This is a genomic window from Carboxydocella sporoproducens DSM 16521, from assembly GCF_900167165.1.
Lineage (GTDB): Bacteria > Bacillota.
Map to the genome: position 1 here is coordinate 41,661 of NZ_FUXM01000011.1, position 20,628 is coordinate 62,288.

At 51.0% G+C, this 20,628-nt stretch carries 22 protein-coding genes; 1 reads left to right on the forward strand and 21 read right to left on the reverse strand.

What is annotated here, in order from left to right:
- Window positions 1–18: 18 nt before the first annotated feature.
- On the reverse strand, window positions 19–1,170 hold the full coding sequence (locus B5D20_RS06115; protein ID WP_078665346.1) for a ParM/StbA family protein: 1,152 nt from the start codon (window positions 1,168–1,170) through the stop codon (window positions 19–21).
- A gap of 189 nt (window positions 1,171–1,359) precedes the next feature.
- Between B5D20_RS06115 and B5D20_RS14285 the strand changes: the two genes are divergently transcribed.
- Window positions 1,360–1,611: a double zinc ribbon domain-containing protein gene (locus B5D20_RS14285; protein ID WP_159071950.1), complete on the forward strand. Its 252-nt coding sequence runs from the start codon at window positions 1,360–1,362 to the stop codon at window positions 1,609–1,611.
- Window positions 1,612–1,650: 39 nt separating this feature from the next.
- On the opposite strand, the gene dtd is transcribed toward B5D20_RS14285, so the two are convergent.
- The 20 genes from dtd to ruvB form a co-directional block, all read right to left on the reverse strand.
- Entirely contained in the window at window positions 1,651–2,100 is a 450-nt protein-coding gene (dtd, locus tag B5D20_RS06125; RefSeq protein ID WP_078665348.1) for a D-aminoacyl-tRNA deacylase, read from the reverse strand.
- Between the two features lie 11 nt (window positions 2,101–2,111).
- Entirely contained in the window at window positions 2,112–4,310 is a 2,199-nt protein-coding gene (locus tag B5D20_RS06130) for a RelA/SpoT family protein (protein ID WP_078665349.1), read from the reverse strand.
- A 36-nt stretch (window positions 4,311–4,346) separates the two neighbouring features.
- Entirely contained in the window at window positions 4,347–4,859 is a 513-nt protein-coding gene (locus B5D20_RS06135; protein WP_078665350.1) for an adenine phosphoribosyltransferase, read from the reverse strand.
- Window positions 4,856–7,267 (reverse strand): single-stranded-DNA-specific exonuclease RecJ, encoded by a 2,412-nt coding sequence (gene recJ / locus B5D20_RS06140; RefSeq protein WP_078665351.1) that lies wholly within the window; start codon window positions 7,265–7,267, stop codon window positions 4,856–4,858. The genes B5D20_RS06135 and recJ overlap by 4 nt, the downstream gene beginning before the upstream one ends.
- 18 nt (window positions 7,268–7,285) lie before the next feature.
- Window positions 7,286–8,215, reverse strand: a complete 930-nt coding sequence (locus tag B5D20_RS06145; RefSeq protein WP_078665352.1) for a cation diffusion facilitator family transporter — start codon at window positions 8,213–8,215, stop codon at window positions 7,286–7,288.
- Between the two features lie 109 nt (window positions 8,216–8,324).
- On the reverse strand, window positions 8,325–9,179 hold the full coding sequence (gene secF, locus B5D20_RS06150) for a protein translocase subunit SecF (RefSeq protein WP_242946679.1): 855 nt from the start codon (window positions 9,177–9,179) through the stop codon (window positions 8,325–8,327).
- Between the two features lie 19 nt (window positions 9,180–9,198).
- Window positions 9,199–10,404, reverse strand: a complete 1,206-nt coding sequence (gene secD, locus B5D20_RS06155) for a protein translocase subunit SecD (RefSeq protein WP_078665354.1) — start codon at window positions 10,402–10,404, stop codon at window positions 9,199–9,201.
- Between the two features lie 73 nt (window positions 10,405–10,477).
- Window positions 10,478–11,140, reverse strand: a complete 663-nt coding sequence (locus B5D20_RS06160; protein ID WP_078665355.1) for an HD domain-containing protein — start codon at window positions 11,138–11,140, stop codon at window positions 10,478–10,480.
- The gene (locus tag B5D20_RS06165) at window positions 11,130–11,492 is read right to left on the reverse strand and encodes a hypothetical protein (RefSeq protein WP_078665356.1); all 363 of its coding nucleotides are present in this window, start codon (window positions 11,490–11,492) and stop codon (window positions 11,130–11,132) included. The genes B5D20_RS06160 and B5D20_RS06165 overlap by 11 nt, the downstream gene beginning before the upstream one ends.
- Window positions 11,493–11,514: 22 nt before the next feature.
- Entirely contained in the window at window positions 11,515–12,222 is a 708-nt protein-coding gene (locus tag B5D20_RS06170; protein ID WP_200803475.1) for a PP2C family protein-serine/threonine phosphatase, read from the reverse strand.
- A 112-nt stretch (window positions 12,223–12,334) separates the two neighbouring features.
- Window positions 12,335–12,763, reverse strand: a complete 429-nt coding sequence (locus B5D20_RS06175; protein ID WP_078665357.1) for a type II toxin-antitoxin system PemK/MazF family toxin — start codon at window positions 12,761–12,763, stop codon at window positions 12,335–12,337.
- The gene (locus B5D20_RS06180) at window positions 12,723–13,055 is read right to left on the reverse strand and encodes a hypothetical protein (protein ID WP_078665358.1); all 333 of its coding nucleotides are present in this window, start codon (window positions 13,053–13,055) and stop codon (window positions 12,723–12,725) included. Before B5D20_RS06180 ends, B5D20_RS06175 begins: the two co-directional genes overlap by 41 nt.
- 182 nt (window positions 13,056–13,237) lie before the next feature.
- Window positions 13,238–13,513 carry a preprotein translocase subunit YajC gene (gene yajC, locus B5D20_RS06185; protein WP_242946678.1) on the reverse strand — a complete coding sequence of 92 codons (276 nt, stop codon included), beginning with the start codon at window positions 13,511–13,513 and terminating at the stop codon, window positions 13,238–13,240.
- A 53-nt stretch (window positions 13,514–13,566) separates the two neighbouring features.
- Complete coding sequence (gene tgt / locus B5D20_RS06190) at window positions 13,567–14,688, reverse strand: tRNA guanosine(34) transglycosylase Tgt (protein WP_078665359.1); 1,122 nt, start codon at window positions 14,686–14,688, stop codon at window positions 13,567–13,569.
- Window positions 14,689–14,701: 13 nt separating this feature from the next.
- On the reverse strand, window positions 14,702–15,727 hold the full coding sequence (queA, locus tag B5D20_RS06195; protein WP_078665360.1) for a tRNA preQ1(34) S-adenosylmethionine ribosyltransferase-isomerase QueA: 1,026 nt from the start codon (window positions 15,725–15,727) through the stop codon (window positions 14,702–14,704).
- Window positions 15,728–15,820: 93 nt separating this feature from the next.
- Window positions 15,821–17,209 (reverse strand): SpoIID/LytB domain-containing protein, encoded by a 1,389-nt coding sequence (locus tag B5D20_RS06200; RefSeq protein WP_078665361.1) that lies wholly within the window; start codon window positions 17,207–17,209, stop codon window positions 15,821–15,823.
- A 119-nt stretch (window positions 17,210–17,328) separates the two neighbouring features.
- Window positions 17,329–18,378 carry an anti-sigma factor domain-containing protein gene (locus tag B5D20_RS06205; protein WP_078665362.1) on the reverse strand — a complete coding sequence of 350 codons (1,050 nt, stop codon included), beginning with the start codon at window positions 18,376–18,378 and terminating at the stop codon, window positions 17,329–17,331.
- A gap of 18 nt (window positions 18,379–18,396) precedes the next feature.
- Window positions 18,397–19,140: an RNA polymerase sigma factor SigI gene (gene sigI / locus B5D20_RS06210; RefSeq protein ID WP_078665363.1), complete on the reverse strand. Its 744-nt coding sequence runs from the start codon at window positions 19,138–19,140 to the stop codon at window positions 18,397–18,399.
- A 54-nt stretch (window positions 19,141–19,194) separates the two neighbouring features.
- Entirely contained in the window at window positions 19,195–19,401 is a 207-nt protein-coding gene (locus B5D20_RS06215; protein WP_078665364.1) for a DUF2905 domain-containing protein, read from the reverse strand.
- Between the two features lie 2 nt (window positions 19,402–19,403).
- Complete coding sequence (gene ruvB, locus B5D20_RS06220; RefSeq protein ID WP_078665365.1) at window positions 19,404–20,393, reverse strand: Holliday junction branch migration DNA helicase RuvB; 990 nt, start codon at window positions 20,391–20,393, stop codon at window positions 19,404–19,406.
- Window positions 20,394–20,628 lie beyond the last annotated feature (235 nt).

Genomic DNA, 20,628 nt, shown 5'->3' on the forward strand with positions numbered 1-20,628 from the left:
GGGCGTAATTATCTTTAATTACCTCAAAGACAGTAGACTAAATTCTTCTTTTTCTACACTATCGGAATTCTTAACAAAACGTTTACTCAGTATTCTGGCATTCTTCCAGGCACCTAAAGCATTAAGCATAATGGGGTTTTCGGCAAATAGCAAAGGCACGGGCTCCAATAATTCCTTGATAATATCTTTATATAACAGCGAACCACCACCATATAAAATTAGTCCGGAAATATCCGGCAACTGGATGCCTGCAGCTGTCGCCTTGGAAATAAACTCTTCTATCAATTGTCTACCTTCCTGTTCTATGTACTGCCGACATATCTGATTGAATTCAGGTATTTCTTTGCCATAACATAGTAAATTTCCGTCACCAATAATAACACTATCTACTTTATGCCTTGGTATACTCACTTTATATTCAGTTTTTATGTAGTCTAAAATTCGGTTTGCGGGATCAATGGTCCCACGGTCAATCCCAAAAAAAGTACGCGGTTCCAGATTGTCCAGCACAGTTACGTCAGAGGTTAATGAGCCGATATCTAGCCCCAAAATCATCTTTTCCCCAAAACGGCTTGCCACTTGCTGTATAATTTCTCCTTCTTCATCATACATCAGTGCATTTAAAGCACAGAGACCTTCGGGCTGAATATCCACTTCCAATATATCAAATTCCACTTCCACTCCATTAAATATCGGATTTAAGAATTTAACTTTATGAGTTCCAAGCAAGGAATTACGCAAAATATTAATATTATCCTGTTGATTAGCAAAATATTCCTCGGTTGGTAGCATTGTGCCGAGAATTATTTCTTCTTTTATCTGCTTACAGTTGGGTTTCAGCAGCGAAACTGCAATCGCAGTCAAGAGGACAATTCTAGTTTGCAAATCTTTGGCCTTGCCCTTATGCCGGTCAGCAACAGTCCTCTCTTTTATGATACCTCTGTTAAAATTATAGGCCATTTTTCCGACGAAATATCTGCCCAGATTTTGCCCGGAGCTCAAGATTTCTACTTCCAGGAGGTTTAACGGGTTACGAGTATCATCATTTACAACTCTTCTGGCATGCCAGGGAGCCGATATATTTAATATACAAAATTCCCTTTTTGTAGGCCCGATAATTTTAAATGCATCATTACCCAAATCTGCACCCACGGTTAAATAATCCTTCATCGCTTCCACCCCTCAAGTTTAGTTTAGCTAAGGTAATTATACCTAATCCAAGTAAACCTATCAACATATTCTGGTTTATTTCCCATTATTCGACATTTATTCTGATAAATCGATTGGTTTCGCTTTTGACATTTACTTGCTTTGTATTTTATGATAACATTAGAATATTTTTTTCAGAGGTGAATCGTTTTGGCTGGTTCAATTGATACATGTGAAAAATGCGGGAAGCCTGTCAGAGAAGAATGGAACTACTGCCCTTTTTGTAAACATCAGCCAGTACTTACCCGCTGTCCGCATTGTCTAAAAAAAGTAAAACTGCGCTGGCAGTATTGTCCTTTTTGTCGCGCCAATATCAAGGGAAACCGCACGACTGCCACAATAAACGCAGAAGCTAATGCCTGGCTCCGAGCAATATTGGAATCCACTGTAGCCACGAAATAATGCCGGCAAAAAATTTGCCGGCATTTCCTATCTGCTTTTTTAAAATATGCGTTTACTGTCCAGCAACATGGTCACCGGGCCGTCATTGGCCAGCTCTACCAGCATTTCGGCCTGGAATTGGCCAGTCGCCACTTTTATCCCATGTTCTTCCAGCAAGGCCCTTACCCGCTCATAAAGGGCCAGAGCCTGTTCCGGTGGCGCCGCTTCAGTAAAACTGGGCCGCCGTCCTTTGCGGCAGTCGCCATAAAGGGTGAACTGGGACACCAGCAATACCTCTCCACCGCTATCCTTTACCGACAGGTTGAGTTTACCCTCCTGGTCGGGAAAAATGCGGAGATGGGCAATTTTCTCTGCCAAATAGCGGGCATCTTCCTCCCTATCGTCCTGCCCTACTCCTAATAACACCACCAAACCAGGTCCGATTTCCCCTATAACTTGACCGGCTACTGTTACCCGACCGTAACGGGCCCGTTGCACTACTGCCCTCATCCCTCTTCCTCCTATGCCCCTGGTGCGGTCCGCCGAATCTCATAAACATCCCGCACCTTGCGAATGCGATTGATGATATAATTTAGCTGTTCCAGCCCCTTGACCTCCAGGACCAGCTCAATGGCTGCCTGGTTATTGCGCAGGCTGCGGGCTGAAACGGAATTGGCCGAAATCTTTAGATCAGACAGTACAGCCATCACATCAGACAACAGTCCGGCCCGATCCATGGCTGCTATTTCCAGCTTGACCTGGTAATTATCAGTATATCCCTGTTCCCAGGTAACTTCAATAATTCGTTCTTTTTCCGTCTCCTGAAAATTAACCACATTATGACAGTCAGCCCGATGAACCGATACCCCTTTACCCCGGGTCACATAGCCTACGATAGGGTCGCCGGGTACAGGGCTACAGCAGCGGGCCAGGCGCACCAGCAGGTTGTCCATTCCCCATACCATGATGCCCTGGTTGGCCCGGCCTCCCCCTTTCCAGGGCTTCACCACATCCTGGGCCTCCTGCAGTTCACTGGCCGCGGTTTTGGGGCGCTGGGCTTTTTCCCGCTCCTCCTTGAGTTCCTTGATTTTGTTCAAAACCTGGACAGCCGTAAAAGTGCCATCCCCAACCGCAGCCAGCAAATCCTCTGGCGAGCTGACGGTAAACTTGCGGCAAATCTCCTGTAATCTCTCCTGTTTAATATCCTCCAGTTCCAGCCCCGCTTTGCGGGCCTCTTTTTCCAGCAGCTCCCGGCCGCGCAGAATATTCTCTTCCCTTTTCTCCCGCTTAAACCATTGTTTGATCCGGTTTTTGGCCTGGGGAGTCTGCACCAGCTGCAACCAGTCCCGGCTGGGAGCTGCCTGCCTGCTGGTAATAATTTCCACAATATCCCCGTTTTTTAACTTATAATCCAGGGGAACAATCTTGCCATTGACCTTGGCCCCTACACAGCGATGCCCCACATCGGTATGAATGCGATAAGCAAAATCAATGGGTACCGAACCGGCGGGCAGTTCTATTACATCCCCTTTGGGAGTAAAAACAAAAACCGATTCATCAAAAAGGTCAATTTTAAGGTTTTCAATAAACTCCTTGGCATCCCCCAGCTCCCGTTGCCACTCCAGAATCTGCCGCAGCCAGGTCAGTTTCTCATCCAGTTCTCCCGGTTCCTTGATACCCTCCTTATAACGCCAGTGGGCCGCAATCCCGTATTCGGCAGTACGGTGCATTTCCCAGGTGCGAATTTGCACTTCCAGGGGTTCGCCATTGGGCCCAATCACTGTGGTATGCAAGGACTGGTACATATTCTGCTTGGGCATGGCAATATAGTCTTTGAAACGGCCCGGCACCGGCGTCCAGAGGGTATGGACAATCCCCAGGGTGCCATAACAGTCCTTGACATTATCCACAATTACCCGCACAGCAATCAGGTCATAGATTTCCGACAGATCCTTCTGTTGTTGCCACATTTTCTTGTAGATCGAATAAAAATGCTTGGGCCGCCCGGAAATTTCAGCCCCAATCCCCACTGCCGCCAGTCGTTCCGACAATTCCTTTATTACCTGATTGATCAGGGCTTCCCGTTCAGTCCGCTTTTTGGCTATCCGCTCCACCAGTTCGTAGTACATCTCCGGTTCCAGGTAGCGAAGAGAAAGGTCCTCCAGTTCCCATTTGATGCGGAAAATCCCCAGGCGGTTGGCCAGGGGAGCATAAATATCCAGGGTTTCGGCAGCGATTTCCTTTTGCTTGCGGGGTGATTGAAACTTGAGAGTGCGCATATTGTGAAGGCGGTCAGCCAGCTTAATCAGAATTACCCGAATGTCTCTGGCCATAGCCAGCAACATTTTGCGCCAGTTTTCCGCCTGTTGCTCTTCCTTGGAGCGGTACTCAATCCGGCTCAGCTTGGTCACTCCATCTACCAGCAAAGCCACTTCATCCCCGAATTCCTGCCGGATCTCCTCCAGGGTCACCTCGGTGTCTTCTACCACATCATGCAATAAAGCAGCCGCAATGGTTACCAGATCCAATTCAAGCTGGGCCAGGATATAGGCTACTGCCAGGGGATGGGAAATGTAGGGTTCCCCTGACTGTCGTACCTGGCCAGCATGGGCTGCCGCCGCTTTTTGATAAGCCTTTTCCACCAGACTCAAATCGGCCTGGGGGTTAAAATTGCGGATTTTCCGCACCAGGTCCTGCCAGCATTTGGTTTTATCCGCCATCTCCCATCCCCTCCTTTCCTGGCAGTTACTCTGCATTTAGTACTGGACCAGGGAAAAAACCTCTTTATCCCCCAGTTGTTTGCGCCCTTCCAGATAAGTAAGTTCAATCAGGAAGGCCAGCCCTACTACCTGCCCTCCCAGTTTTTCCACCAGTTCCACCGCTGCCCGGGTAGTACCACCGGTGGCCAGCAGGTCATCAACCAGTAAAATTCTTTGACCTGGCTGAATGGCATCCAGATGGATTTCCAGGGCATCTTTACCATATTCCAGCCCGTATTCCATTTTCGCAGTTTCAGCCGGCAATTTGCCGGGTTTACGTAAAGGAACGAATCCACAGCCCAGTTCATAGGCTACCGGGGTGCCGATAACAAAGCCGCGGGCCTCCGGGCCTACTACCAGATCGATTTTTTCATCCCGGAAACGGTTGGCGATTTCCTGAACCGCAGCCCTTAGGGCCTGTCCATCTCTGAGCAGAGTAGTAATGTCCTTAAAACGAATACCCGGTTTAGGGAAATCAGGAATGATGCGAATTTTATCTTTAAAATTCACTTTAGTGCCTCCTTCAGCCAGTTTTCAAAATCATTATAATGCCAGGACCTCAGTTTTTGCAACCAGCAATCCAGCTCCTGTCGCCGCTGTTGACACTCAAGATACAAAGGCGATGCAGTCAGATCTTTTTTGCGGGCAGGCAGGGGTTTTTTGCGCAGCTGCCAGTACAGGCCCTCGCGCCGTAACTCCACCAGGTCCAGTTCGGCAAAAATCCGCCAGGCCATTTGCCAGCCAGGTGCAGGAGCCAGATCAGAATAAAATTCCGGCGTCTCCCGGTAGTAATTGGCCAGTCGTTCCCGGTCAGGCCAGTGTTCCTCTGCCAGTCTGCTCAGTTCCTCCAGCTCCCTGGTGCCATAAAGGAGCCAGAGCGGCCGCCCCGGGACCAGACTGGCCAACCAGAGAGCCAATTCCGGCGTAGCAGGCGGATCATAAAAGAGTACACCAGCCCAATCCTTTCCCTGTAATCGCTGGTCCGGCCGGGACACAAAACCGATATCTTCCAGGGAGCGATTCCGAAGCAACTGCTGCAAAAACTCCCCTTTCGCCGGGTCAGTAACATACACCAGCCAGGGCCCCCTCCCCTCCGGCAAGTTAGCCAGAAAGGCTGGCCGATCGGCACACTGACGCTGGTCATTCACCTGCCAGTTCCCCTGTCCTCCTAATGAAGGAAGCACCGGCTGCCAGAAGGGGGAGCTTTGATAGGGGTTGTCTCCCCGCCAGCTATTTTTCAGATCCTTAACCTGGGCCTGGACCAGCCGCTGCCCATTCCATTCATTTATATCAGGCACAAAAGCAATGTCCAGGCAGCCACTGCCAGCGGCAATTTCCCTTACCATATGGCCCAGTTGCCAGGCTACTGCCTGTTGTCGCTTTGCGCCTGGCCCTTCTAACCACAAACGCAGATGACTGCCTTCTCGCCCGATGGCCCGGACCTCCAGTACTCGCCCTTTGCGCAAAGCCAGGACCGGGATAGGGTTACCATAGCCATAGGGTTCTAACTGAGCCAGTTCCTGTACCAGCTCCTCCGTCACCTGTCCCCAGGCCACTTCCCCTTCAACAAGCAAGTCAGGCACCAGGTCCATTTCCGTTAGCCAGGTATTGGCCAGTTCATTCAGCTGTTCCCGCAAGCGGGGGATCTGATTCCGGTTCAGGCTTAGACCAGCAGCCATCGGGTGTCCGCCAAATTTTGTCAGCAAATCCCGGCACTGGCTCAAAGCTGAAAACAGGTTAAATCCGGGAATGCTGCGCCCCGAGCCTTTGGCTTCATCTCCCTCTAATCCCAGTAACAGTGTGGGGCGATAATATCTTTCCACCAGCCGGGAGGCAGCTATTCCCAGTACTCCATGATGCCAGTCCGTTTGAGCCAGCACCAGTACCCTGTCCCTGGCCAGGCAACCCTCCTCTTCTACCAGGCGGCAGGCAGCCTGGACAATCTGGTTTTCAATCTGCTGCCGTTCCCGGTTGGTCCGGTCCAGCAGACTGGCCATTTCCAGCGCTTCACTTCCCTTTTCTGTTATCAATAAACGCACCGCCATCTCCGCCGAACTAAGGCGCCCGGCTGCATTGAGCCGCGGCCCAATCTGAAAGGCCAGCTGTTGAGCTGTAAGTCCCACTGGCTCAATCCCTGCCACCTGGCAGAGAGCCACCAACCCCGGCCGGGGCGAGTGACGCATGCGTTCCAGACCGGCTTTTACCAGCAACCGATTCTCTCCGTGCAAAGGAACCAGATCAGCTACAGTACCGATAGCGGCCAAATCCAGCAAGGCCAGAGCCTTTTCCCCCAGCAAGGCCTGTGCTAGTTTGAAAGCAATCCCCGCACCGCATAAATCCGGCCAGGGATAATGATTATCCGGTCGTTTGGGATTGACCACCGCTTCTGCTGGCGGTAGCTCCCCCTGTAATTCATGGTGATCGGTAACGATCACTTTCATTCCCAGTTCCCTGGCCCGTACTACCTCCTGGAAAGAGGCTATCCCGCAGTCCACTGTGATCAGCAGCCTGGTGCCCTTTTGCGCCAGCTGTTCCACCGCTGCCAGATTCAACCCATATCCTTCCGTAAACCGGTTGGGCAAATAGTAGTCTACCCTCTCCCCGGCCAGAGGCTTTAAGGCCAGATAGAGCAAAGCGGTTGCTGTTACACCGTCGGCATCATAGTCACCGTAAATGGTGATTTTCTCCTGTCTCTGTAAAGCCTGTTGCAAAATCTCCAGGGCCTTTTCCAGATCAGGTAATTCCAGCGGATTGCCCAGATCGGCAATACTCCCACGCAAGAACAGGTGAGCTGAGGTTAGATCAGTTATGCCCCGGTTCAGCAGGATTCCGGCCAGCAAAGGGGAGATCCCCAGCTGCTGAGCCAGAATTCGGGCCCGGTCAGGATCGGGCCGGGCAAGACGCCAGCGTTTATGCACACTCTCCCCACCTTTATCTCAATCTTGTCTCCCTTCCAGCTCACAGTCATCACAATCAAAACAGCGGGTAGAGCCGTGGGTACAGGGCTCCACATGGATAACGGCATGGGTATTGGGCAATACCTCCTGAATCCGCTGTTCCAGATGGTCGGTAATTTCATGCACCCGGCTAATAGACCAGCTCTGAGGCACTACCAGATGCAAATCCACAAACCGCTCTGAGCCAGCTTTGCGGCTGCGCAGCTGGTGGTACTCCAGGTAATAGTCCCGGTGTTTTTCCAGAATCTCAATGATTTTGTGCTCCTCCTCTTCCGGTAAGCGCGTATCAATAATATCCACAAAGGCTTCTTTAGTCAGATCCCAGGCCGCTTTCAAAATCAGCAGGGCGACGATAATCGCGACCACAGCATCCAGCCAGGCCCAACCCGTTACAGCCATCAGCCCCAGACCGAGCAACACCCCGGCGGAAGTATAAACATCAGTACGCAGATGCCAGGCATCCGCTGCCAGGGCAACGGAATCGGTCTCCCGCGCCACCTTGAATAAATGGGCTGATATCAGCCAGTTTACTCCTGCCGAAAAGGCCATAACCAGCGCTCCCAGCCCCAGCTTTTCCACCTCACCCCCCCGGAACAGCCGGAGTACAGCTTCATAGATTATATACAGAGCAGCGGCAAAAATCAGGACCGCTTCAATAGTCCCGGAGACATTTTCCAGCTTGCCATGTCCATAGGGATGCTGTTCATCCGGGGGTTTATTGGCTTTTTTAATGGAAAAGTAGGCGATCCCAGCTGCCGCCAGGTCCAAACCACTGTGAATGGCTTCTGAAATAACGGCTACCGATCCCATCCAAAGTCCAACTGCCAGTTTTGCCAGCACCAGCAAACTATTGGACAAAACCGAAAGTCGGGCAGCCTGTAATTTGGCTAATCCGGCTCCACCGGCCATAATATCCCCTCCGATATTGCAAAATAAAAGCCGCGGGTGCCCGCTGTACCAGACCCGCAGCCATATAGGCTCACTATTATTTTACATGCTTTCAACCCTCTTATGCAAGCTATGCTTTTTTAGCATAGCGGCGCAGATCAAACCAGAGGGGGCTGGCCGTACAGATGGAGGAGTATGTCCCACTTAAAACCCCAATCAACATGGCCAGAACGAAATTGTATATGGTTTCCCCGCCAAAGACCAGCAAAGCCACCAGCACGAATACCACAGTCAGAACGGTATTGATGGTCCGGCCAAAGGTCTGATAAATACTGGAATTGATTACATCCTCTACTTCCTGATCCTTGCGGCGTTTCAAAAGATTTTCCCGAATTCGGTCAAAAATGACAATAGTATCATTTATACTGTAACCGATGATAGTCAAAATCGCTGCTACAAAGGCACTATCCACTTCCAGCTGTAACAGGGAAAATACCCCAATTACCACCAGCACATCATGAAGCAGGGCAGCAATGGCACTGAGTCCAGACCAGAATTCAAAGCGCCAGCTGATATAAATGATCATCAATACAATCGCAATCCCCAGGGCCAGCAGGGCATTGCGCAGCAATTCCTTACCGATCACCGGCCCTACCTTGTCTTCCCGGCGCAGGTTAAAGTCACCGGTCTTTTCCCTGATAGCCTTTAGCACCTCATCTCGATCCTTTTCCGCTAAAGCTACTGTCCGAATCAGAATCCGATTCCCTTCGGCAGCCTGAATCCCGGCATTGCCCAGGCCTTTTTCCTTCAGAGCTGCCCTAACCTGTTCAATGGCCGGCACTTGCTTGTATTCCAGTTCCAGCAAAGTCCCGCCGGTAAAATCTATCCCCAGATTCAATCCCTGCCAGACCAGGGATACCAGACCTGGAACGATAATCAGCAATGAAATGATATACCAGACCAGGCGAGTTTTGACAAAATGCACGCGCACGCTACTGCACCTCCTAAGCCCCGAATAGTTTGCTGTTCTTAACTCCGGCATCGGCAATCAGCCGCAACATCCAGCGGGTGAAAGAAATAGCGGTAAACATACTGGCCACAATCCCCAGGGCCAGGGTGACCGCAAACCCGCGAATGGAAGCTGTGCCCAGGAAATAGAGGACAGCAGCAGCAATCAAAGTAGTAACATTGGCATCCAGAACGGTGGTAAAGGCCCGATTAAATCCGGCCTCAATGGCCGTCCGGACGGTTTTGCCCGCCCGCAGTTCCTCCTTAATGCGTTCATAAATGATAATATTGGTATCCACCGCCATACCCAGCGAAAGGAGGAAACCGGCAATACCCGGCAGAGTCAGGGTAGCATTGAGAGCTGCCAGCAATCCTAATACCAGGAAGGCATAGACCACCAGGGCAAAATCCGCCACCAGCCCCGGTAGACGATAGAACAGAATCATAAAGACCAGAATAGCCACCAGGCCAATTTCCCCGGCCAGTATGGATTTATTGAGAGAATCCGACCCCAGAGTGGGCCCTACTACCCGTTTTTCGACAAATTCCAGATCCAGTGGCAGCGCTCCGGCCCGCAGGAGTTTGGCAATATTCTCAGCTTCTTCCACAGTACGATTACCGGTAATGCGGGCCTGCCCATTGGTAATGGGCTCCTTTACGACCGGATTGGTCAGCAACTGCTCGTCCAGATAGATGGCAATGGGCTTGCCCACATTTTTGGTAGTAATCTCAGCAAATTTCCTGGCTCCCTCAGAAGTAAAGGTTAAGCTGATTTCGGGCTGGTTAGTATAGGGGTCAATCCCTGTTTGCGCAGTTTTCAGGTCTTCTCCGGTCAAAACTGTTTTCCCGTCAGCAGTTTTAAAGCGCAAAACAGCAGTTTTACCGATCAGGCGAATGGCTTCTTCCGGATCCTTTAAACCGGCCAATTCTACGATAATCCGGTCCCGACCTTCTGGCTGGATTACCGGTTCCCTGACCCCGGTTTCATTGACCCGCCGGTGTAAAACCTCAATCGTCCGGGCAATAGCATCCTGAGTCACAGCAGTTTCCTTGGTAGCCTTAGCCTGTAGCACCACATGGACGCCACCCTGCAAATCCAAACCCAGGTTGATGTACTTAGTAATCAGTCCAAAGCTGCCGGCCATGACCGCACTTAACAGCATGACTGTTACTACCAGTGTAATCAGGCTTTTCTTGCGCATGCTAGCTCATAATCCTCCTCATTCTAAGTTTCCCTGTCCATTATAGTCCTTGATGGCACAAAGTGTCAATTCTCTACAGCAATTTCACCCCATTGATAATCAACTCAAACTGGCATTTGAGAAAATCGGCGGCACGGCGACATAAAACCATGCGGGTGAGGAAAATCTCGAAATATTCCAGAACAGGACAGATTTCAGTATCAATGGTCAATTCCAGACTGATCGTCTTGTTTTCTGCATTTACTCGTAAAAAGGAGTGTTCTACCGCATAGTTTACCCGGTCATGGATATCAAAAGTGGCAAAATCCTGATTGCGTACCCGGCTGCGGTGCACATCGGATTTGTCCGCCAGGATAACAGCCGCTGCCACCGGATTAACCGGTATTCCTCGTTGTTCATCATGGTTCCCGATAGCGGCAATCACCAGAGCGATTTCCTCCGGTTCCATACCCAGTTCCCGCAAAATGGGCAGAGCCAGAGTAGCTGCCAGTTCAGCATGGTAATGGCGATTGACTACATTGCCAATATCATGAATATAGCCGGCGATAGCTGCCAGCTCACAAAGGCGCTCCTCATATCCCAAACGTTCCAGTATATTTCTGGCAATAGCCGAAACCAGATGGACATGCCGGTAGCCATGTTCAGTAAAACCCAGCACACCCAGGTGCTCATTGCCTTTACGAATAAAAGCATCGACAAGTGGATGTTTTTTTACATCTTCCAGCTTAACTGTCACGCTGTTGCCCCTCCTCCAAAAAGCTCAATGCTACTGCCAGAACCTGTTCCTCTGTCATAGCATCGGTATTTATGTACAGGTCACAGTTTTCCCGGGCATGTCTCAGCCGGTGCTTTTGCTCTTTCAGCCTTTCTTCACCCCAGGCTACCTGGCGTCGCTGTTTTATGACAGCCAGAGATGCATCAAGATAGATCAGCACATCCGGCTTGGTCAGTTGCCACATAGTGGGGCTAATAGAATGTTCCTGCGCTACGGTATGGGCATGATAGCCCCGGGCTTTCAGACCCTGTACCAGTGTGGACTTGCCTGCCCCACAGGGCCCGGCCACCACGATCAGCCGCTCTTTTCCCATACCTATCGCCTCCTTACTGGCACTATCGGACGGGGAAGGACAAATCCAGGGTGCGCCATTCTTTTTCAGGAACTTCCCCTACAGTCAATACCACTACTGACATATCATCGGCCGGCCGGCCCTGATCCAGTTCTTCCATCTGGGTAAGCAAATGTTCGGCAATTAAAGAAGCATCAACAGGCTCATAACCCCGTAAAAAATGAAGAAAATCCTCACCATCCCAGCCCTGGCCGGTACGCTTGCCTGCCTCCCACACCCCATCAGTGAAGGCCAGTACAATCAACCCGGCTACCAGCGGCAGCTCGGTTATTTCCGGTTTCATGGTCCGCTGTACTCCAATGGGAGCGACATCCCTGCCCAGAATCCGCCCTCCATCGGGGCCGCTGATCACTACCGGACAATGGCTGTTACGGGAAACCAGCAAAGAACGGGTTTGCAAATCTGCTGAAATTAAGGTCAGTTCCGCTGAAACCCGACCATGTTTAACCGCATATAAAAAGTCATGAACCGCCCGGGCCACCGCGCCATCTCGTACTCCTTCGGACAGGAGGGTAACGGCTTTGGTCACCACCAGATTGCTGGTACCTTTGGCTGCCCAGCCACTCCCCTGCCCATCAGCCATGATCACCGATAGCCCACCTTTGGCCCGTTCGACAACTTCCACACTATCCCCGCTTTCCCGGGACGCATATTTGGGCCGCTTGCGCACCGCTATGCGAACTTCCAGCACTAGCCTTCCCCTCCATTGTGAGTGATTGTCCCTTATGTTATTCGTGATTATAATAGAAAATCCTGTCTGCAATAAGCCCGAAAATACCAGAAAAAAAAGGGGGATATTATTTTTATCCCCCGAACTCCGCTGTTTTTTGCATTTTTTCCGTTTTTCCCTTTTGATTCAGCCCTAATGTAAAGGCGAGAATAGTATCAATTTTGGCCATATCCTCCTCACTGAGGCTGCCAATAAAATTAGCTGGTGTAAAATGTCGTCGACTGAGGGTGCGTATCTGCAAGCAAAGAGCAACACATTCTTTGTTGAGCCCATTTTGACCACCAGGGGTGATAGGAGCGGAAAAAAGTATATTTTTCAGGCGACTGTTAGCACTTAAAGGAATAACAGTGATGGTGGGACTGAACTTATTGGCGATTTCCCCTTGAATCACCACCACCCTATGACAACCCCGGGGTAATGTCTGTTCAACCCCTAGCGGTAACTGAAACACATCACCGCGTCTAGGTTGGAAAACTTCTTCCAGCCTTACCAATACTACCATTCCTCCTTTCCAGCCACAGATCCCAGGCTCTGCTAGCCTCCCGGTCCAGAGCTTCCCACAAGCCCAGTTTCTTCAACCACAGCCCAGTACCTGAACACCAGCTCTGCCAGATCAGCCAGGATTTTGAATGCCGAATATAATACCGCTTGGAAGGGGGGTGTTTTAAAACCAGTCTACGCCCGCGTTCTGCTGTCCAGTATTGGCCGCCAGGACCGGTAACCGGCTGAAACCAGGTCAACAGACGTCGAAACCCGCCTTTAAACCAGTTCATCACTTCGTCATATTTAGTCACTTCTCTCATCCCCCTTGAATTTTGTCGTTTAATGAAAATATCTACCGATTTCGTAATATTTCTTTGAAAATCTCTTGTTTTTATTATTAGACGCTTGACTGAATTTTCCTGCTAATTTTTTAAAATTTTTTGTTAGACCAAAAACAAAAACCCGGCTCCGAGTGAAACCGGGTTTCTCCATTTTATTCCTTTTCTTCCCCTTCTTTATAGGCAATGGCGCTTTTGAGAATTTCAATCTCCACTTTATCCGCCACTTTCAGCATGACGGTTTTTTCCTTGACCCGCATAATGGTACCACAAATACCACCAATGGTTACCACTTTATCCTTTGGTTGCAAACTTTCCAGCAGCTGTTTCTTCTGTTTGGCCTGTTTTTGCTGGGGACGGATTAAAAGAAAATAGAAAAGCACAAAAAACAGCACCAGGGAACCAATATTCATCAATTGAGCCTGATTCAATGACTTTACCTCCCTTTTTTCATGTTGTCCAATATAATTCGCTACACTTGCGGTTATTCCTCCTGGTCGCCTTCATATTTAGCCATAAACTGGCGTTTAAATTCCACAAACCTGTCTTCCAGAATGGCCTGCCGGATTCCCTCCATCAGCCGCAGGAGGAAATAGAGGTTATGAATGGTGGCCAGCCGCAAGGCCAGAACCTCTTCTGCCTTAAAGAGGTGGCGCAAATAGGCCCGGCTGTAATTGCGGCAAGTATAGCAATCACATTCAGGGTCCAGGGGTGAAAAATCCCGGGCATAGGCGGCATTGCGAATCACCACTTTGCCTCGACTGGTCAGGCAAGTACCATTTCTGGCAATTCGGGTGGGCAATACGCAATCAAACATGTCTACTCCCAGGGCCACCCCTTCCAGTAAGCAATCGGGTGAGCCTACTCCCATCAGATAGCGGGGCTTGTCCTTGGGCAACAGGGGTACTGTATAGTCCAGCACCTCATACATCAAGGGTTTAGGCTCTCCTACCGATAATCCGCCAATGGCATAGCCGGGAAAATCAATTTCCACAATCTCCGCCGCACTTTGTTCCCGCAAATCCCGATAGGTAACCCCCTGAACTATCCCAAACAGGGCCTGATCTTCTTTATGATGAGCGGCTTTACAGCGTTTGGCCCAGCGGGTAGTGCGCTCCATCGCTGCCCTGGCATATTCATAACTGCTGGGATAAGGAGCGCATTCATCAAAGGCCATGGCAATGGTGGAACCCAGGGCCATTTCAATTTCCATCACCTTTTCCGGGCTCAGAAAATGGCTACTGCCATCCAGATGGCTTTTAAAAGTCACCCCCTCTTCTGTTATATTACGCAAAGGTCCTAAACTGAAAACCTGAAAACCCCCGCTGTCGGTCAGAATCGGGCGGTCCCAGTGCATAAACCGGTGTAATCCCCCGGCTTCTTTAATTAACTCGTGGCCGGGGCGCAGATAGAGATGGTAGGTGTTGGCTAGAATGATCTGGGCCCCAATTTCCTTGAGCTCCTCGGGCGTCATGGTTTTGACAGTTGCCTGAGTGCCTACCGGCATGAAAACCGGGGTATCAATTACCCCATGGGGGGTGTGCAGGCGTCCGACCCGGGCTTTGGTCTCCTTGCATTCCTTGATCAGTTCATAACGTACCGGCATATGTTAATCCTCCTCAAATGATCAGCATGGCATCCCCAAAACTGAAAAAGCGATACCTTTCCCTTACAGCCTCCTCATAAGCTGCCAGAATCCGTTCCCTTCCTACCAGGGCAGCTACCAGCATTAATAAGGTGGATTTGGGCAAATGGAAATTGGTAATCAGGCCATCGATCATCTTAAACTGATAACCGGGATAGATAAAAATATCAGTCCAGCCTTCCCCGGCCTGGACCTGTCCCGGAGCCACTGCCGCTGTTTCCAGCACCCGGGTGGAGGTAGTGCCTACCGCAATTACCCGCCTCCCTTCGGCTTTGGCCCGGTTTAAAACCTGAGCCGCTTCTGCAGAAAGGCGGTAGTATTCAGCATGCATCTGATGTTCCTCAATCTTCTCCACCTTTACCGGACGGAAAGTACCCAGGCCTACATGGAGCAGGACTTTGACAATTTCTATTCCCCGCTCCTGCAATTCCGCCAGCAGGCGCGGCGTAAAATGCAAGCCGGCAGTAGGAGCCGCTGCTGAACCCTCTTCCCGGGCGTATACTGTTTGATAGCGCTCCCGGTCTGGCAGCTTTTCCCGAATATAGGGAGGTAAAGGCATTTCCCCCAGCCGGTCCAGCAGTTCCTCCCAGACGCCCCGATAGACAAACCGCAGAATTCTGCCCCCTGCCGGAGTAACATCCTCCACTTCGGCTTCCAGCAAACCGTCACCAAATTGCAGCCAGGTGCCCGGTCGTGCCCTTTTGCCGGGTTTCAGCAATACTTCCCAGCGATCCTTGTCAATTCTGTGCAGTAAAACTACCTCAATTCGAGCACCAGTACCCTTTTTTTCGCCAAACAGGCGAGCCGGAATTACGCGAGTTTCATTGACGACCAGGACATCCCCGGCCCGCAAGTATTCCGGCAGTTGATAAAAGTAACGATGTTCCAGGCGCTTCTCCTGGCGAAAAAGCACCAGAAGACGCGAATGGTCCCGCGGTTCCACTGGCTGCTGGGCAATCAATTCTTCCGGTAGAAAAAAATCAAAATCACTGACACGCATTTAAACCCCTCATCCCTTTAATATACACATGGTAGATTATATCCATTAAGTCGAAAAATATCAATGAAAAAAGAAGGCAGAATAACTGCCTTCTTACTGAGACTGGTTATAATCGCCCACCAGCTGGGCACCCGTATAGTAAAATTGCAGAATCTGTTTATAGGTCTGACCGTTTTCCGCCCGGCCCTTGGCCCCGTACTGGGACATCCCCAGTCCATGACCCCAGCCTTCTGAGGTAAAGGTAACGGATTGCAGCTCCTGGGTTACAGGGTCCTTGACCAGAGTCATGGATTTGGCCCGGGCTTTTAAACCAAAGGTGGTCCTAACCCTGTCGGCGTTTTTGAGGATCACTTCCAGCGGGTTGCCATTTTTGTCCTTACCAGTTATGCGCAAAATTTGTATACGCTGGCCTACAGTGGTCAGTTTGTCCACTATTAAGTCAGTAACATCCCCAAAATTATAGCCTTTAAGATTAAGTTGAGTGATTAAACCCGCCTTATCATAGGTCACAGTATTTTTCGGGTCACTCCGATAATGCCAGTCATTATAATCAAAGGGGTCGACTTTACCCCGCAGGTAAGCTACTGTCGAAGACCATACCTCCTCGCTGTTTTCAGTAGCACCACCATTGCTGGAATGGAAAACAGCGTCAATAGGCTGGCCATTATAGACCAGTACCTCACCCCGGGTCTGATCCACCGCACTGCTGCTACTGCCCCTTTCTTTGTCATACCCGCCATAAACCTGGCTGGCATCAGTAGGCAGAACGTTATATTCCGCCAGCGGATTAGCTTTGATCTGCCGCAGGGCATAGGTGCGGGCCGCTACCGCCTGAGCTTTCAGGGCTTCCATATGCCAGGAAGTGGGCATTTCCGATGGTACCACCCCGTAGAGATATTCCTCCATCGGTAAAACATTGATGATATTAAAAGCGGTTTCTGAGCGGGGGATTAAGCGGAAATTGCCGCGATATCTTTTGCCATTAAAACCGATTAAAGGCGGATTGTTCAACTGAGTCGACTGGCGCTGAAACTCCAGGGGCCCCACGAAGGTACCTGCAGGCGTACCATCTACTGTCAGGGCCAGGCCTTTGGCCGCCCTCGGCTTAGCCTGAGCATCCACCATGAAGTAGTCCTTTGGCAAGGCCTGCACAGTGCCTCCAGCTCCTACCCCATAAAGTCCAGTGCTATCAGCAGGCAGAGTAGTAACCGCTCCCTCACCATTTAACACATAGATGTCCCCGCCATTATCCGGGCTGACATCTACCTGTACGCCATCACTATTATTCACTGTAGCCACTACCGCCCCGGTTTTGTTATCCACCACTTGATAAGGGCCGTAGATTTTGTCAGAATAGCTGCTGGCATCAATTTTCAAGGCCACCTTGATAATCGGCTGAGCCGCTGCCAGAATCGGGGCCGGTGCAGTCAGATAGCCCAGCATCAATACGATGAGGATGAGGGTCCCGATTTTTTTCTTCATTGTTCTCTCCTCCCCCGTTCTCTTAAAAAGAAAATTCGACAGAAAAAGGGAAAGTTCCTGCTGGTAAAAAAGAAAAATACCTGTCCCAAGCGCATAATAGACCTGAGACAGGTATTTTTTCAGTTATTATCAGTCTTCTGCTGCTGTGTTTGCGTCTCTCCTGAAGTGGAAGGAGTAGCGGTTCCCCCTTCTCCCCCTAGAGAAAGGTCAATTTCAGTAATGAAAACAATCCCCTGATCCTCCGGCTGGGCGACTGCCGGCTTGGTCGGATTAGCAGGTGCAGGTTGGCTGGTCTGCGGCTTACCGGAATTAGTTGTGGCCGGTTTTACCGTTACCGCAGGTTTTTGCTCTTTGGTAGATTGCCCCTGCTGTTTAGTGCTGTTCCTGGAAACAGATTTAGTCTCTGTCTGCACCCTGGCTTCGGATTTTACCGTTTGCTGCTTCTCGCCTTTAGCCACAGCAGTCGTAGCAGGTTTTACCGTTTCCTGTTCCTGCCGGTTTTTCTTTTCCTCAATATTCTGGACCAGCTTACCTAAGGACAATCCCTGGCCGGCAGCAATCTGTACTGCCTGGGGCACTGTAACCACCGTCTTCAGAGCCACCTGCAGTTGCTGGCGCTCCAGAAACTGTTTGGTCTGCTGCCTTAAAAGAGCTGCAACCTGGGCTGCCTTAGCCTCGCCCTGACGGGAAGCCACCGCCAGGATAATCTGGGGCGAACCGTTTTTACCCAGATATCCAGCCGCTTCTGCTGCCCTGGTCAGGCGATTGACCGCTTCTGCTGCCGCCAGACCATGAATGGGCGTACTGGCCAGCAGCTCTTTAGCCTCCTGGTTCAATCCTTGTTCTTCCACTACCCGGTTCTGGTCATCCAGCCCCAGCTGAAAGCTGGGATTGATGTCCAGAGAAAGGTAAGTAACTACAGGGCCCAGGTTCGGTTGATTCCACTGCTGCCAGAAGGGCAGAAGAGCCAGTACCAGAAAGACAGCTGCCACCGCCCCCAGCCAGTGTCGCCAGGAGGTGAAAACTGCCACTTTTTCTGGCCCTAATTCAATTTCCTCACCAATCTCCACCGGTTTATGCAGGCGAATAGTGCGGAATTCGCCACCGGGGCCGAGGACAATGGCCTGCTTGCCCTCGATTTCCAGCACCACGCCTTTGTTCTTTTTCATCGCAGGTCACCACTTTCCTCACTGCACATATTCTTTCAGATAGGAAAAATCATAAATCAAAATGAGGGCGATGGCTATTATGTACTTGCGTTGCCGTTCCAGAGTCTTGCGGCTGACCTCTACCAGCTCTGTCAACTCTTTCAAGGGCAATTCGCCCCGATTGAGCAGGTGCTGACGCAGTTCCGGCCGCTCTGCCACCAGCCGAGCAGCAGCCAGGGCATTGGCTCTGGCATCGGCGTGTTTGGGACAAATTTCCGGCAGCTCCCGGAAACTGATCTGAAAGCGGGCCAGCAACTTGCTATAGGCTACAATCTCCTCCCGGCGTTCCAGGCGTTCCTGTTCCAGCTGATGCTGTAGCATCGCCTGGTGCATGGTCATGCGTTCAGCTACTACCAGGCCATCTTCCTCTTCCTGGCCCAGACCCGACAGAGGGATTACCTTATTCCCGCGCTGTTCTTTGCGGTAATAGTCAATTAACCGCCGTTTAATTACTGTTTCAGCAAAGGCAAGAAAGCTACCGCTCTTCTGGGGGTCATAACTGTTAATGGCCTCATCAAAGGCCATTAAGCCGATACTGATTTCCTCATCCTGGCCCTGTTGTACAAACCGTCCGCTTCTTTGCGAAAGCACTCGCAAAATGAAGGGTTTAAACTGGCGGATGAGTTCCTCCCGTGCCCCGTGCTCTCCTCGTTGCGCCTGGGCTAACAGCTCCAGATGCCGGGGAGATTCCTGGACCTCCATATGGGGTTCGGTTCGACCCATGCCTTTCACCCCTCATCAAATAGATTCGCTCTATCCCCTCTTTTTACGGGGGTACTAACGCCGAAAAAGCAAATTTAACAAAAGAGTAAGAATTATGCTGATCACAATGCTGGTAGCAAGAGGAAAGTAAAAGGTAAAATTCCCTTTCTGAATATAGATATCCCCTGGCAAACGGCCAGCAGGCAGAATTTTCTCCATTAACCAGATTAACAGGCCCACTCCCACCAGAAACAGACCTGTTCCCATCAGCCATTTACCCATACCTATACCTCCACTCCCAAATGGCGATAGGCCAGCTGGGTGGCCACGCGACCCCTGGGGGTGCGCTGGATGAAACCCAGCTGTAACAGGAAAGGTTCATAAACATCTTCGATAGTAGTGGCCTCTTCCCCGGTAGAAGCGGCCAGGGTGTCCAGCCCTACCGGACCGCCCCCAAATTTGAGAATAATGGTTTCCAGCAAGCGGCGATCTGTCTGGTCCAGGCCCAGCTCATCCACTGCCAGCAAATCCAGGGCCTGGGCCGCTACCTCCCCGGTAATCCTCCCCTGAGCTCTAACCTGGGCATAGTCCCGTACCCGTTTCAACAATCGGTTGGCAATGCGGGGGGTGCCCCGGCAACGGCCAGCAATCTCCCGCGCTCCCTCAATGGTAATGGGGATTTGCAAAATCCCGGCCGCCCGCACCACAATGGCGGTCAGTTCGTCTTGTTCATAGTAATCCAGGCGGCAGATTACCCCGAACCGATCCCGCAACGGGGCACTTAAAGCCCCGGCTCGAGTGGTCGCTCCTACCAGGGTAAAGGGCGGCAAATCCAGGCGCAGGGAACGGGCACTGGGACCCTTGCCGATAACAATATCCAGAGCAAAATCCTCCATGGCGGCATAAAGCACTTCCTCCACACTGCGGCTGAGACGATGAATCTCATCGATAAACAGAATATCCCGGGCCTGCAAATTGGTGAGCAAAGCCGCCAGATCTCCAGGACGCTTAATGGCAGGCCCGGAAGTAATGCGCAAATTCACTCCCATTTCATTGGCAATCACCGTAGCCAGGGTGGTTTTACCCAGGCCGGGAGGGCCATAAAGCAACACATGGTCCAGAGCTTCCCTTCGGGCTCTGGCTGCTTCGATGAAAATTTGCAAGTGTTCCTTGACCCTGGTTTGGCCGATATATTCCTTCAGGCGGCGGGGCCTTAGACTTAAATCCCATTCAGCCTCTTCCCCCATTTGAGGTGAGAGCAGTCTTTCTTCCATTCCTCAGGCCTGGTTCAAAAAACTTGACTGTTTTTATTTTTAGTCAAGTCGGCCCCCAGACCAGGCTTTCGCCTCCTTCCGAATACTTGATTTGGCCCCGCAGGGCAGGGCGACAGGGGACCTCGGCCCGGGAGTTCCACCCGGACGGGAGTACTGCACCGGTTTATGCTGACCTCCCGGTGAGAGTATAACTCCGCCTCCCGCGTCCTGTTAGGACGCCTACCGGTTTCTCCGA